Source organism: Flavobacterium sp. (assembly GCF_027484945.1).
In the GTDB taxonomy this organism is placed as follows: domain Bacteria; phylum Bacteroidota; class Bacteroidia; order Flavobacteriales; family Flavobacteriaceae; genus Flavobacterium.
On sequence record NZ_JAIXRZ010000031.1, the window covers coordinates 30632 to 45885 of the forward strand.

15 protein-coding genes are annotated in these 15254 nt (G+C 30.6%); 5 read left to right on the top strand and 10 right to left on the bottom strand.

The genetic code is table 11. The features are described 5' to 3' along the window. Positions 1-46: 46 nt before the first annotated feature. The 10 genes from Q0039_RS04990 to Q0039_RS05035 all read right to left on the bottom strand — a co-directional run bounded on the left by Q0039_RS04990 (position 47) and on the right by Q0039_RS05035 (position 6715). A complete protein-coding gene (locus Q0039_RS04990) occupies positions 47-274 on the bottom strand; it encodes a hypothetical protein (protein ID WP_297509987.1) in 228 nt (75 codons plus the stop codon). A gap of 573 nt (positions 275-847) precedes the next feature. After that, the gene (locus tag Q0039_RS04995) at positions 848-1459 is read right to left on the bottom strand and encodes an AAA family ATPase (protein WP_297509990.1); all 612 of its coding nucleotides are present in this window, start codon (positions 1457-1459) and stop codon (positions 848-850) included. Positions 1460-1470: 11 nt separating this feature from the next. Then, positions 1471-2250, bottom strand: a complete 780-nt coding sequence (locus tag Q0039_RS05000; protein ID WP_297509993.1) for a transcriptional regulator — start codon at positions 2248-2250, stop codon at positions 1471-1473. A gap of 7 nt (positions 2251-2257) precedes the next feature. Next, positions 2258-2545, bottom strand: a complete 288-nt coding sequence (locus Q0039_RS05005; RefSeq protein WP_297509996.1) for a helix-turn-helix domain-containing protein — start codon at positions 2543-2545, stop codon at positions 2258-2260. 89 nt (positions 2546-2634) lie between these two features. Beyond that, positions 2635-3483 carry an RteC domain-containing protein gene (locus Q0039_RS05010; RefSeq protein ID WP_297510032.1) on the bottom strand — a complete coding sequence of 283 codons (849 nt, stop codon included), beginning with the start codon at positions 3481-3483 and terminating at the stop codon, positions 2635-2637. Between the two features lie 132 nt (positions 3484-3615). Then, positions 3616-4584 carry an anti-phage protein KwaB gene (gene kwaB, locus Q0039_RS05015; protein WP_297510035.1) on the bottom strand — a complete coding sequence of 323 codons (969 nt, stop codon included), beginning with the start codon at positions 4582-4584 and terminating at the stop codon, positions 3616-3618. Then, positions 4584-5159: an anti-phage protein KwaA gene (gene kwaA, locus Q0039_RS05020; RefSeq protein WP_297510038.1), complete on the bottom strand. Its 576-nt coding sequence runs from the start codon at positions 5157-5159 to the stop codon at positions 4584-4586. The genes kwaB and kwaA overlap by 1 nt, the downstream gene beginning before the upstream one ends. 6 nt (positions 5160-5165) lie before the next feature. Continuing rightward, positions 5166-5495 (bottom strand): hypothetical protein, encoded by a 330-nt coding sequence (locus Q0039_RS05025; RefSeq protein ID WP_297510041.1) that lies wholly within the window; start codon positions 5493-5495, stop codon positions 5166-5168. A gap of 4 nt (positions 5496-5499) precedes the next feature. After that, positions 5500-5799, bottom strand: coding sequence for an HNH endonuclease signature motif containing protein (locus Q0039_RS05030; protein ID WP_297510044.1), 300 nt, complete (start codon positions 5797-5799; stop codon positions 5500-5502). 208 nt (positions 5800-6007) lie between these two features. Continuing rightward, positions 6008-6715: a DUF4339 domain-containing protein gene (locus Q0039_RS05035; protein WP_297510048.1), complete on the bottom strand. Its 708-nt coding sequence runs from the start codon at positions 6713-6715 to the stop codon at positions 6008-6010. 207 nt (positions 6716-6922) lie between these two features. Between Q0039_RS05035 and Q0039_RS05040 the strand changes: the two genes are divergently transcribed. From Q0039_RS05040 to Q0039_RS05060, 5 genes are all read left to right on the top strand, one after another. Next, on the top strand, positions 6923-7234 hold the full coding sequence (locus tag Q0039_RS05040) for a hypothetical protein (RefSeq protein ID WP_297510051.1): 312 nt from the start codon (positions 6923-6925) through the stop codon (positions 7232-7234). A 677-nt stretch (positions 7235-7911) separates the two neighbouring features. Next, entirely contained in the window at positions 7912-8673 is a 762-nt protein-coding gene (locus Q0039_RS05045; protein ID WP_297510054.1) for a histidine kinase, read from the top strand. 2 nt (positions 8674-8675) lie between these two features. Beyond that, positions 8676-9335 (top strand): response regulator transcription factor, encoded by a 660-nt coding sequence (locus Q0039_RS05050; RefSeq protein WP_297510058.1) that lies wholly within the window; start codon positions 8676-8678, stop codon positions 9333-9335. Between the two features lie 579 nt (positions 9336-9914). Continuing rightward, entirely contained in the window at positions 9915-11603 is a 1689-nt protein-coding gene (locus Q0039_RS05055; protein ID WP_297510061.1) for a T9SS type A sorting domain-containing protein, read from the top strand. Positions 11604-11607: 4 nt separating this feature from the next. After that, positions 11608-15147, top strand: coding sequence for an RHS repeat domain-containing protein (locus tag Q0039_RS05060; RefSeq protein ID WP_297510066.1), 3540 nt, complete (start codon positions 11608-11610; stop codon positions 15145-15147). Positions 15148-15254 lie beyond the last annotated feature (107 nt).

The following is a 15254-nucleotide window of genomic DNA, read 5'->3' on the forward strand; positions in this document are numbered from 1 at the left end:
TTAGGTATTGTAAAGTATTGTCAGGTAACATTGCAATTTTATTGCATCAAACATCGTCCTCATAATGATAACCTTTGGGTAATCCGTAAGTTTCGACGAACTCCATAAATTCTAAATGTGGGATTATCTTAGTGTCTTTTGAAATGTTCTTTTCCTTTAGAATTTCATTGATTTGATTCCTTATTTTGGCTTCACTGAATTGGTTGCAATACATTTCAATCAACTCCGATTTGGTTACTGAATGCGGAAGAGGTTTTTTATTTGCCTTACTCATTTATAGGCTATTTAAGATTAAACATTTTTTCTCAAGTCATTGATCATAAACAATATTTTAAAGATTTTATCTTCCAAATATTTCAATATTCGGTTTTTGCCAAAAATGATAAAATCAAAGAAATGCAACGGTGCAGTTATCATTATTGTAAAGCAAATTAGAAGAACAAATAAATTAAGATATATTATTTTGAAGCGGTTTTTTAGTTTCATCATTAGTTAATATTGGTTAATTTTTGGTGAATGGAATCCGAGATTAATTGCATAGTAATTCGCTGTTCCCGGCTTCTTTCGATCCTTTCCCATTGGCAGCAATACAGTAAAATGACCGATTGTGTTGGGCTTAATGAAATATTGGAGATAGTCCTATTACTTTCAATTTTTTTCCTAAACAAATAGAACATGCTTTGCAACGTGTCAATCACTACAATATCATTGCAATACTTTTCATAATCCTTGCAATGAGCAATGTTGTCGACTTTATAACGGATGAATTTCAGCAATTCAGATTGTATTATCTCAATGTCTATTTTCTTAATTTTCTTTAAGGTAATTTTCATTTTAGTATTTTTAATTAGCGTTTATCTGCTGTGTTTTTATCAAATGAAATGAGGTTCAGCATTCCCCTTAGTCTTGACCTGATGCGATTTCCGTAAGCTGTTTCTATTTCTGAAGCAGAAAGGTTTGTGGTCAAATGCGTTTGCACTTTTCTTGCAACAAACAGATCGTATCTCGAAAGGATGATTTCAGCCATTACATTGCATTCATTTCCGAAGTACTTCAAGTTTTGTTCAACCCCTAAATCATCAAAGCAAAAATTTTTATACTCGGTTTGGGAATAACTGCCACGACTGTAACGATGAATTATTTCATAGCCTTCTTTAATAAATTCAAAGCTTATATCCCTACAAGTCTTTAAATAAAATCTATTGTTTGGTTTGGTAACATATTTCATCAACGTCATTAAAGTTGTTTTACCACAGCCTACCGGTCCTGATAATAAAATCCCTTTGGTCAAATCGATATCGAACTGATTCGTTTTTGCTTCATCATTCAGAAAATAAGCTACAAGCTTTGTGATGTTGAGTGTGTCCTGTTCTTTAAAATGAAATTTTTCTCCAAAGTCTTGTTTGCCTTTCTGTTCCAACCAAGCTAGAATTTCCGGATAATTGTACTGTAAATTCATAGTTGATTCTTTTATAAAGGTTCTGCATAATCCTTGTCTACATTGGTTTGTAAATTATTGGCTCTTGTTTTTTTTTTTGTTGATGGTAAATTGATACTGAATTTAGAAGTTGTAAGCATCCAGTTTCTTGCAGCAGCATTCCAATCTTTCATCTTTGTCTTACCACCAACAAGCCAACCTGTACTTGTGTAATAATTAAAAAATCGTTCTGCTTCAATCTCAGAGTATTCCTGATTTTTGAAATATTCCATGACCAATTCCAAACTTGGACTTTCTTTTTTTTTCGCGGAACTTTTTTTTTCTTTCTCACCAGTTTTTAAAAATTCTTCTTGAATTGAATCTTCAAAATTGCTTTCAATAGATATGTTTTTATTGTTTTTAAATGTTTGTTTATTATTATATATATGCGGTTCATTAACTTGTTCTCTAGCCTGCCTATTAGGCGGGTTAATTAATAAACAGGTTCGTTCACTGATTGAACTGCCTTTTTGGATATTACCGTCCGATAGATTGTGCATTACAACTTCGGTTCCCGAATAAGGATTGTAGGATGGCAGATATTCGATAAATCCAAGCAATTGCAATTCTTTTATACACTTATGATAGGTAGCTTTTGAAGCAATCCTACTAGATTTCATGATCTCATCCCTTGAAATTGCAATTGGATTCTTAAATCGATTGACATTCCAACGTTGAAATAATGCTAAATAAAGACTAATGTGGGTCGGGTAAATGGTTTGTTCATTGACAATACAATTGAAGAAACCCGTGAGGTGTTTAATGTAATTCATAATTACATTATTTTGAAATTGATATTGTATTTTTTCTTGTATTACCATTCAAAACTTTTTCAATATCTGAATAGTTGTAATACATAATACCCCCAATCTTTGTAAAAGTCAAAGTACCATTAATTCGGAGATTTTGAAGTGTTCCAGGAGAAATGTTAAGCAACTTTCGTACTTCAGTAGACTTCAGCCATTGCTTAACTTGTTGTGGTTTAAATTGAATGATTTCTTTTAAATCATTGAGAAGAAGACTTCTGAATTCGTTTAAGTCTTCACGAGTGATAACTTCGATTGCCATAACGTATATTTTAAATTGTTATGGTACAAATTTGAAGTGTTTGAAAGTTTTTCTTTCACAACGGAGATCGTGTTGTGAACGATTTTTATTTAAATTATCTCATCTGAGTTTTCCATTCTTTTTAAAAGGTGGTCGTTGAGTGTTGTGATAAATTTTGTTTTATCACTCTTTCTAGCCCTGATTTCAAGGAATACACGTCGGTATTGTCCTAAATCAATTTCAAAAATATGTTCAAAATATTCGGCTATTTCTTTTAAATCTGCGGCTCCATTATTGAATACTCCTTCGGTGTGGAGTGCATACATCATTTCTACTAAGGCTACTTTTGAGCCCGTCCATGTCATTTTTAGGTTGTGTTTGCGTTGTGATTTTTCTGTATTTTCTTTGTTTTCCAACATAATTAATTGGTTTTCAATATACAACTCAATAAGGTCGTTTGCTAAGATTGTTGACACTTTGTAATCGTGTGATGTTGCAAAAGAGGTGTCTGTTTCGAAATAATAAGAGTCGAGAGCTAGTTTGATATCGAATTTTCCTCTTAGGAAGTATTTGAAATCTAAGTAGGTGCTACCTGAACGGTAGTATTGGTAGAACTCTAATTCGTTGTCAAAAAAAGCTTTTAGTTTTAAGAGCTCGTTGTTGTAATACTTTTTGAGTACCCGATTGCCTCCGTTGGGCTTTTTCATTTCTATTTTATAGACTCTATTGAAGTAGATTAGTTTTGAGGTGAATTGAGGTTTTATTTCTTTGAAGAATTGGATTTCTTCGGTTTCTGTTTTGAAGTTGGTTTTGGATGTTGCTTTTTTGAGTTCGTTTATAGATTTTAATATAATAGTAATGGCTTGCTCGCACTTCTTTATTTGGTCGTCTATCTCCAAATCAATGAAGTTGAGTTGTTCGTTGAGGTTGTGAAGTAGTGTGGTGAATTTTGGGTTCAAGATATTATTTGTTAGGCGTTTGAAGTAAAAATTACGAAGTAAAAATTCAAACTAGTAGGGTATCATAGTTTTTTGTTCAATGCTCCGAAGTCATAAGACTTCGGAGATCTTGGTGTAAAAATTTTTTTTTATTTAATTTTCTTGTTGATTATTATCTTCTTCATCGATTCCATCTTTTGCAAGACTATCATAAAATAATCTCGTTAGTTCAGATGTCAAAAAATCATCATTTAATAATTTTACAAATAAATCTTTTGATTTTTTGGTGTGTAATTTAATCATTGATTCATCTTCATTATATCTAATTTTTCCTCTTAAGGCAGGGTGATTCTTTGTGAAATCAATGATTTGTAAATTAGGAATATTATTAAGAATTACAGGTGAACTTCGTGCTACTTTAATTAGTTTTCTTGCAAACGTAATGTTATCAATTAAACTTTCTAGTTCTTCAATGTTTTTAACTATTGACATTTCTCTAATTGCCTCAATACCTAGTAAAGCTTCTCTTTGTATAACTTCTGTAAAACCAAAACTTTTTTCTATGGTCTTAAGATTTAAAATAATAACAGAACCATTTATTGATAGCGCCTGAAATCCCGGACTTATTCTTAATAAATTATTTGAAAATCTTTCGAATCTTTCTGATGTTTTTCTTAAAAAGAAACTACCTCTACCAATAACTTCAATCGGAGACAATTTTTTAAATAAAGAAACCTGATGTTCATAATTTCCAATAACAATTAATAGCGAATTTATTTCAACTATTTGTTCATCATTGAAATTGAAAATATGAATATTATCATTTCCAATTACATCAATAAGATTGTTTAATTCTTCAGGTAATTCTAAATCATATTCATAAAAACATTTACCTCTTTCGTCTGCTGAAGAAATTGGTAATAGAACGTATTCATTCTCATTAATTACTAAATTATTAATACTATCAATGAATATGGTTCTAATAGATGTTAAATCAATAGCTTGTATATCTAATTTTTTTGGGGTTTTATCTCCATTGAGTAATGCGTAAATATTAATACTTAAATCAATATTGGGTTGATTAATAAAATTTAAAAGTCCGTCTAATTCTTGTTTGTTCATCATTCTTGTTTTTTTGCATAATAAATTCGATTATCTAGTTTTATATATTTAACTAAATCATCTTTTTGTAATTTATCTCTAGTTATTAATATTATATTGTTCCTGATACCATCTTTAACAAAATTTCCTGATATTTTATAAATCCTAAATTGCAGAATTGCTAAAGTTGGATTAGCGTAAAATAAATCTGTTCTTATATAAATAATTCCAATAATAATTAGAAGTATTAGAAGAACAATAAGATATCTTATACTGATAAAATTAAAACAAACTAAAGGGACTATATATGTTGTTAAAAAAGTAAGATGCTCATAATCTATATTTTCAATTGACTCCACTTTAAATGGTAATTCAGTAGAACCTTTTACTTTATGTTTAAAATCAGAAAAAGAAATCCATCCAATAATAATTGCTATGAAACATAAAAATGGAATTATATTTATTTTTAGAAGATTTTCTAAACCAATAAAAACCCAATCTTTTTTAAGATAAATAGGGATTTTTACAGTTATAATGAATATGAGTATGAATAACAACCAAAGCGATAAAAAGTATAATCCTATTTTTCTTATCATTTATTCTTATTTTAATAAAACATAAAGATAATATGGAGGTGTTTTTCCATTTGGACCACCTCCACCATTTACTTCATTCTCAACGATATCCCAATGGTGGGTAATAATAATTTTTTCCATCTCATTAATGTAATTGACGGATAAAGTATGGTATTTTATAATCATTTTTTTCCAGCCTAACTTTGTTTTTTCATGCTCAATTAGTCTTCTAGGAGGGTCATTAGTTATGCCTATTTTTATTTTACTATAGTAAACATTGTATTGTGCAACACTTCTTATCAACGATGTTTTTACATCATTGAAATTACCAGTCCAGTAATTGTATTCTATTTCCATTGCATTATTTTTTTTCAATATTTTTATTACCATCAGATATGATTAAACATTTTAATCTTCCGTCAGAAGTATGAACATTGTTTTGCCATTGCATTGGTCTTAAATTTGATAATTCATCTGTTCCTCCATCAGACACTGCTGTTATATGGTCAATTTCCCATCCATAATTTGAATTTCTATTTCCATATTGCTTTCTTCCAATCCACGCACCACATTGGTCTTTTCTCCAATTATTTTTGTCATTATTTGGAACTACTTCTCCTTTTTCCCATACTTTTTGAATGATTTCTTCTGTAAATGCCATGTTTATTTATATTAAAGTTTAACTTTTTTATTTACACACCCCACAACTTCCCCCATTTTTAGCGCAGTATTTGCAGTATTTGCAATTTTTACAGGCCTTGCAGTCTTTTGAACCGGTGCATTTTCTGCCAGCGGTATAGTAGGCCGTGACTCCTATAGTTGTTAGGATTGCTGAAATTAGGATTGTTTTTTTCATAGTGTATTGTTTTTTAATTGCATCTGAAAGGGTCTGGGTCACCAATGATTGGTGTTATATTGTTATCAAAGCACAGATTTATGGCTGCTGCTGTTATAGTTTGCTTGGTGAGTTTTACTGATAGTCCTCTATCACTATCTGGTGCTGATAGTGATTTGTTTTGATGGGCAGGGATATTGTTGAAAGTTAGGTATTCGGTTTTGTATATTCCGTCGTTTTGTTTGATGTAATCAATTGCCACTGTGATTTGATCTAAATTGTAAACAGTATTATTGGTTACAATTATGTCTAGATTTGATATGCCTCCAAAAGTGTTAATGGAATATTGGTTGGTGGTAACTTGGATTAAGTTTGTAATATTGTTTCTTGTTTGCATTTTGTGGGTATCGCTTTCGAGATCTGGATTATCAGAATTGGTGTTGTATTCTGAAATGACTTTGCTTGCAATGGTTAAAAATGCCAATAGACTTATTGCTATAACTAAGTATTTGATAAAATTGAATTTTTTAGAAACAATTAGAGGACTCTTAAAATTATGTTTAGGTGGAGGTGGAATAATTAATAGAATAATTTTCAACTCGTCTATTTCACCAGCTTTTATCCATTCATCCCAATCTTCTGACCAAATAAGAGTGTCTTTATTTATTTTTTGTTCTCTGAGTTCTTCTTTGGTGAAAGGGCCTATGCCTCCCTGCCCGTTGAATAGGTAGTATTTTTTCACTTTATAATTCTTTACTTGTCTAGTAGCAAAATTGCTTAGATTGTCATTTAATTACAATCCGTATTTACACGTAAATTATATACTTATAATTACCCCCTTTTCTTTTACTAAATTTTGATTTTTATCTTTTTAAATACGTATAAATACGTATTTTGCTAGTCGTAAACACTAATTATGTTTGTATAATTAATTTAAAAATTTAACATTATGACTTTAGATCCTAGCACAGGTAGTATTATTTCTGTAGAACAGGCAAAAAAAATGATTACCCTATTTGCCGAAAAGTTTCCTAATCAGACTGTTTCCTCTTTTATTGGAGGTGATAATGTAAAAAATATATTGGAACAAGAAGGTTGTATTGGTATTCGTATATATAACGGGTATAATGAAGAATTAGAAAAAATTAGTTTAATTATGGTGGGGGTTAACAAAGAGGAAGAAGATATGTTGAATAATGGTATCATTTATGATCAAATGGTTATTTGCCCTCCAGCGTGTCCTAAAGTTGGATTAATTTAAAAAAAAACATTAATTTTGAGTAAACCTATCTTTTACAGATAGGTTTACTTCTATATAGCTGTTATGTTTTTATTATATTTTGTAATTATTTTTGGCATCACTCCTTTATTCTACTATTTTATTGCTTGCAGTAAAAACACAACAGAATTAAAACCTATAATTCCATTTATCACCTTGACATTTATATCAAGCTTATATGAACTTTTTGGTTCACTTATTTTTGGATGGGATGTATCGAATTGGTATATATTTTACAGTATTTTATCCTTTTTTTGTATTTACTATTTTTACTTTAGTATTTTACATAGTAGTTATTTAAAATTAAATATATTCTTTTTAATATCTTTTTTAGTTCTGGTATATTTTTTATTCCAACGTTATACTTTTGAAGATTTTTTTATAATTGACAGTTATATTAAAGTTTACACAACTCTAATTATTTTGGTGTTTTCTATTTTGTGGTTCACAAAATTGTTTACCGAATCCTATATTGATAATTTGTTACGCAACTGCACCTTTTATTTTATTTCGGGTTTTGTATTGTACTATTGTGGTACCTTATTTTTATTTTTACTCAGTAATTTTTTTTATAAAATAAACATTCATTCACTTCAATCATATTGGTTTTTGAATATACTTTTAAATTTTGTTTTACGGACACTTTTAGTTGTTGGTTTATGGATGGTACGAACGAGGTAAAATCAATTTTTTTTATTGGAACGTTTTTGATGTTATTTTTAGCATTTGGCATGTTGTTTTTGGTTTTGTTTTACCAAAGGCATTTGACTAAAATAAAGAAGAAAGAGGCAGAGATATTATTGAAAACTGCCTTGAAAAGTGAGAAGAAAGAGCGAAAACGTATTGCTAAGGATTTACATGATGCTATACAGAGTGATTTGATTGCTATTAGAAATTATATTCATTTATTTTCGAAAAAAAACAGGGTTAGTCCTAGTCCTGAGTTATTGTCTACTATACAAACATCATTGAATCAAGCTATAGAGAATACCCGATTGATTTCTTATCAATTGATGCCTCCTTTACTTGAAACATTAGGATTTAATTTGGCTTTATGTGATTATTTTGAGCAATTAAGTGCTTCGACAGGTAAAGATTTTAAGATTGAATTACAACTGGAAGATAATTTGGTTTCAGATAAGATTTCTTATGAGTTGTTTCGTGTGGTTCAGGAATTGGCCTCGAATATGTTAAAACATGGTTCAATTACTTATTGCGTTGCTCGATTAAGTAATAACCAAAAGGGTGTTTGTTTTGAGCTTATAGATGACGGTATTCCTTTTGATTTTATGATGGCATATAGACACGCTAAAGGAACGGGGCTTAAAAACATAAAATCACGCTTACAAAGTATAGCTGCTCGACTGGAACAAAAAAATATTGAAAAGGGTAATCATTATATAATTTATTTATCTGATTAATTATGGTAAAAGTTGCTCTTGTTGATGATCATCAGCTATTTAGAAAAAGTTTATCTCTTTTGTTGGGTTCGATTGATGGTGTTAGTGTTGATTATGACACGCATGATGGTTTGGCTTTTTTAAAGTACTTGGAGGATTATGAGATTGATGTATTATTGTTGGATTTAGAAATGCCTTTGGTGCATGGTTTTGATGTATGTAAACAAGCAAAACTTATGGTTCCGTCACTTAGGGTTATTATATTGTCTCAACTGACTTCAAAGGAAGCAGTGCATAAGGTCATGGAAATTGGAGCTAATGGCTATTTTACGAAGAACTCATCGCCAGAGATGCTTGAAAATGCTATTCGAAATGTTATGGACAGGGATTACTATTTTGATATGGCTTTGAGTTCGGTAATACGTGAGGCTATGCTTTGGAAGAAAAAGCGTACTGTTTTTTCAGATACTCCTACTGTATATCTTACTCCAAAAGAAATAGAGATTGTCAAATTGGCAACTCAGGAAAAATGTAGTAAGGAGATTGCAGCGGTGCTAAATATTAGTACACGAACAGTGGAAAAACACCGCAATCATATTATGGAAAAGACTGAGTCTAAAAATTTTATTGGGGTTGTTTTATTTGCTCTTAAAAATCAAATTATTGAACTAGAGGATATTTAATCATACACAATATAGTCATAATAATACTTACAAAAAATAACCATAGTTTTCATAAAAAAAAATAACTATATGCTTTATTTAAATTTATTTAAAAAAAACTTAAAAATTTAGTCCTTTATTATGCCCGTTAGGTGTATTTTTTTTATACCTAATTTACACTTTTTGTCACATTGAGTGTATCCTTTTTGATTTATTCTACAAGCTCAAAACTTACATTTTTATCTTAAATTGAATATAAATTGCCATCAAAAAAATCATTAATAACGTATTTTGATTAATTACACCCAACAGTTCTCTTTCTTGTATTAAAAAATACGTATTTACACGTATTGTTTGTTGTTATGCCCACTGTTATTTTTAGAAAAATTTATTTCTGAAATTTAAAAACTGTATGGCATCAGATTTTGCTATAGCTAATCATTTTCACTTCAATCTTAGAACTACTTATAGTATAAAATTATCTTGTAATATGTTACAAGATCTGTTATAAGTTGAACTTAGAATTATAAAACTATCTATCAAATAATAGAATATTTTCAGTTAATAATATTATTTATAACTCAACACTAAATCATTTTTATGAAAAACCAAATTCAATTATTCAAGTTCCTCAGTATTTGTACTGTGGTATTTTTTAGTGGTACAAAACAAGTAACTGCTCAAGACATACTTTGGGAAAAAAGCTATGGCGGCAAACATGCCGATTATTTATTCGATGTTATTCCTACACCTGACTATGGGTTTATTTTGGCAGGAAGTTCATTGTCTAAAAAAACAGGAACTAAAACCGAAGATAATAAAGGTGATTTGGATTATTGGGTTTGGAAGATGGATGAAAAAGGAGAATTGGATTGGCAAAAAACCATGGGAGGCTCGGGACCAGATATCTTGCAACAAGTATTGCTTACCAACGATGGAGGATTTCTTTTGGCAGGCTATTCAGAATCAGATGAAGGGTTAGACAAGAAAGATAAAAAAAGGGGAGAAAGTGATTTTTGGATTATAAAACTTAACGCAAAAGGGGGTGAAGAATGGCAAAAAACTATTGGAGGTTCTGGTCAAGATAAATTAAATAGCATTTCAAGAATAATAGATGGCGGCTTTGTATTGGCAGGGACTTCCAGTTCCAATATTTCATGGGATAAAAAATCTGAAAACTTTGGAGGTTTGGATTATTGGGTTGTTAAAATTGATAGCAAAGGAGAAATTGTTTGGCAAAATACATTTGGTGGAATTTATAACGATGAATTACGAAGTATTATCACAACAAAAGATGGAGGCTACCTTTTGGGAGGTAGTTCTAATTCGCCAGAAGGAGGTAATAAAACGCAAAAAAATATTGGTCAATCAGATTTTTGGATTATCAAAATTGATGAAAAGGGAAAAGAACAATGGCAAAAGACCATTGGTGGAAATGGGGATGATCAATTGGCTGTAGTCTCTGAAACAAATGACGGAAATATTATTTTGGGAGGTAACTCTAATTCGGAGATTGATAATGATAAACGAAGTAATAATAAAAGTGGCACCGATTTTTGGGTGATCAAAATTGAAAAAGACAGCAAGGAAATCCTATGGCAGGAAAGCTATAACATTGGCAAAATAGATATTTTGACCTCTTTGATTGAAAATAATGACAAAACCATTTTACTTGGTGGCTATGCACAGGGAGAAATTGAAAAGAGAAAATTGCCTTTAAAACAGGCAAAGCCATTGAAAAGGAAATCAAATAATATGAACGAAGAATCTAAAATGAAAAACGGAACAGATGATTATGTTGCCATAAAGATTAATTACAAGGGCGAAGAATTATGGCGCAAAAGTGTCGGTAGTGATGGGCAAGATATTTTAAAGAAAGTAATTGAGACTAGAGATGGAGGATATTTGATGGTAGGAACAAGTAAAACTATCCTGAATGCTGACGGAGGCATTAAAGCTACAGGCAATAAGAGCAGCGGTAACGGCAATAATGATTTTTGGGTAGTGAAGCTAAAAGACAAGCAAAAGCCTAAAGATGATAAAAAACCAGTGGAGGCTATACCTAACCCCGCGTCTGATTACACCAATGTGATAGTTGGTTACGATTTCACGAAAGGGACTGCCACACTCGTTGATATTGCTGGGCATGTTTTACAGCAGTTTGAAATTACTGAACGAACTATTCCGATAGACCTGCAAGGACTGCCTGAAGGAGTTTATATCGTGAATATTAAAACGGACGTTCAGAATAGTGGGGTAAAAATTATTAAAACAAGATATAGAAATTAAGATTATGAAAAATTATAGTTTGCTTATAATAGTGGTTTTGCAGAGTATTGTGGTTTCAGGGCAAAATACGCCCGAAATAAAAGCTGATTTACCTACAATAATTCCACCCTCTCCAACTGTGGCAGCATTGATGAAATTTGAAGAAGTACCTGTTAGTAATTATACAGGAATTCCAGATATTTCTATTCCATTATTCAGCACAACGACTAACCATGGGTTGGATATTAATATAGCTTTGAGTTATAGTCCCTCTAGTATTAAAAAGGAAGAAAATGCTGGATATACAGGGCTAGGATGGAGTTTAATTGCTGGTGGAACTATTTCAAGGACAGTACGAGATATTCCAGACGATGCCTATGTACAATCAAGTAATTTTACCTCAAAAAAAATAGGCATTTATCACAATGACAGTAATCTGGCTGGAGATAATAATAATTATTATGATATGTTGCCTTTATTAACGTCAACCTACTCTTTTGATAGAGAAGATGAAGCTATAAATAGGTTTTTGTTTGAAGCAAATGAGAAACAAAAATTTGATACTAAACACGATTTGTATCAATTTAATTTTATGGGGTTTACCGGAAGGTTCATTATAGAAAAGAAATCAAATGGAACTTTTGAAGTAGTAAAACTGGATAAAAATAATTTAATTATCAACTATAATCATGCGGACAAAACTTTTGAAATTAAAGATACTAAAGGATTTAGATATGTTTTTGATATAAAAGAACTTAGCACAAGTCATTCTATAAGTATTAGTTATAAAATAGACAATTCTGTAAGCGAGAATTTTTTAGGTGATTACTCTAATTTTATAAGTGCTTTTCACTTGTCAAAGATTTTTTATAATCAAGACTTAGTGGTTGCATTCGATTATGACAATACTTATACTGAAGAACAAACTATAAGAAGTGAAACACACAATGTGCCTGTAATACCTGAATTGCAATCTATAGTTTTTTCTCAACAGCAAGAGGTAATTTGTGTAGGGGGCCCAACAAGTTACATTCCTAATGGGGTATTACCATTAGACACTTATACTACAAAAGAAGTAAACATAATCACAAAAAAAATTAGTCAGATAAGAGTAATTGGTAGAGCCAAAATTATATTTGATACACAACAAGGGCAAAGAATTGATGTGAATATGAGAAACCCAAATGCTTGTCCTTATTTAGATAAAATAACTATTAAAAACTGGTATACCAACTCTATTGTAAAAGAATATAAATTTAATTATTTGTTTACTCATAAATTGTTTTTGGACAATATAAAGGAAGGAGATATTGCTAATCAATATTCAAAGTATCAATTCAAATATGAAAAACTTGACGTAAATTATACTGATTTCATTTCGGATTACTGGGGGTATTATAAACTGGGAATTTACGAAAATGACTGTGTAAACTATACTAATCGAAACAGAGATACTGATAAGGTGTTTTGTAAAAAAGACGTTCTTAAGCAAATTATTTATCCTACTAAAGGGTCTGCCATTTTTGAATTTGAACCAAATACATATTCCTATATTGGCGATACTCCTATTCCTGATAATGATAATCAGGTTGATTATTCAGAAAACTTTTTGGATAATCCCGACAATACATCAACAATTAACCTCCCCCCTATTGTTTTAAGTAATAATCCAAATGATAGTATCGGAAGTATTACATACAATTTAGGGACATTTACAGAAAATAAAACATATGTTTTTAATACTAGTTTTTCTGGTGCTGATGAAACAAATCTTGGTTTTTTATATTTGAAAAAGACAAATCCTTCAAACTCTAGTGAAACAATAGTCCCGCAAGGATTATATACTGGTGGATGTCCCCTTGAACTAAAACTTGAGGCAGGATATCATTACGAAATTAAATTTGATTGGGGGATAAGTACTCCGCATAGTTTAGTTGCAATAATTAATATAGATGAAAAGATTCAGAATTCAGAAATTAATAAATGGTTATATGGAGGTGGCATTCGTATTAAAAACATTTATTATACCGATAACGATCCTGCAGAACTAAACACACAAAGTTTTCCTAACAATTATTCAAGAAAAATAAGTTACAGTTATAATTTTTTTAATGACTCTTCAAAAAGTAGTGGCTCATTAGTTTTTCAAAAGCCTGTAATGCAATATCAGATGATGCGAGTATTTAACCAACTCGGAGGCGGACCTGTTTGTCATATTTATGACACAAATGAATCTAATGGTGAAATTAACTATGAAGTTTATTCAAGTTATAATAATCTTTCTTTTATCTCTACAAAGGGTTCTGATGTCGGGTATAAAAATGTAACTGTCAGAGAAAACGGAAATGGAAGAACAGAGTTTGAATATCTCACTCCTATTGATTACTCCGAGGAGATGAATTCAAGAAATATTGTTTATCCTTTTGCGCCAACAGCAAATTTCGACTATAGACGTGGACTTCTATTAAAAACAAAAAAATATGATGAAAACAGTAGAGTTTTAAAGGAAACTGAGAACCAATATGAGTTTGAAGATTATAGCCTAACAACAGGTTTTACTATCTTCTACTCAAACCTAGATTGTCCTTATGCCGGAATGTTTCCTAATTATAATAATTATAGAGTAGGTGTTTTAGACCCTAATACATATCCAACTGGACAATATCTATCTAATGGCCTACAAATAATTGCTGGTAGTCAATTAAATTGGAATGCCAGAAACTGCGGAGAATATGTCACTGACTTTGTTAGCTATTACCCAATGAAAGAAGCATTTGGCTGGGCCAAACTTATCAATACCTTATCTAAAGACTATTTTTATGATAGTAGTGGGAATCAATCTCAACTTCGCAACAGCATTTTGTATACCTATAACCCCGGTAATATGCAGTTGGCGAGCCAAAAATCAACCACTTCAACTGGATTAATTATTGAAAACAAATACTATTACGCCATTAATTCTGAACTTGATTATGAACCAGAAATAACAACGTTGAGAAATAATAATATGGTCGATACACCACTAAAAATAGAAACATTTAAAGCTGGAAATAAAATCTCCGAACAGAAAATAATTTATAACAATTGGGGAAATACAGTACTCTTGCCACAGTTCATTCAAACCTCAAAAGGTAATAACTCTCTTGAAACAAGAGTTTCTTTTAATCAATATGATGAATTTGGTAATCCTCTTGAACTACAACAACAAAACGGAACTAAGATTTGTTATATCTGGGGGTATCATAAAACTCAACTTGTAGCAAAATTAGAGAACATAAACTACTCTAGTATTCCAAGTAATCTAATAACATCAGTCCAAATAGCATCAGATACAGGTACAGAAGCCAGTCTTATTAGTGCATTGACAGCACTGCGAAATGATAATTTACTAGCCAATGCAATGATAACTACTTACACATACATCCCATTAGTTGGTGTGAGTACTATAACAGACCCAAAAGGCGACAAAACGACTTATAATTATGATAGTCTCGGTAGGCTGGTTCAGGTTAAGGATAAGGATAATAATATCCTCAAAGAAAACGAATATCATTATAAAAACTAACAGCCATGAAAAAAATATTCTACATCTTAGTTTTGTTTCCAATGATAATCTTTGGGCAAACAACAACCGAAAATTACATTAAAACCACAACTTATAAGAAACCAACT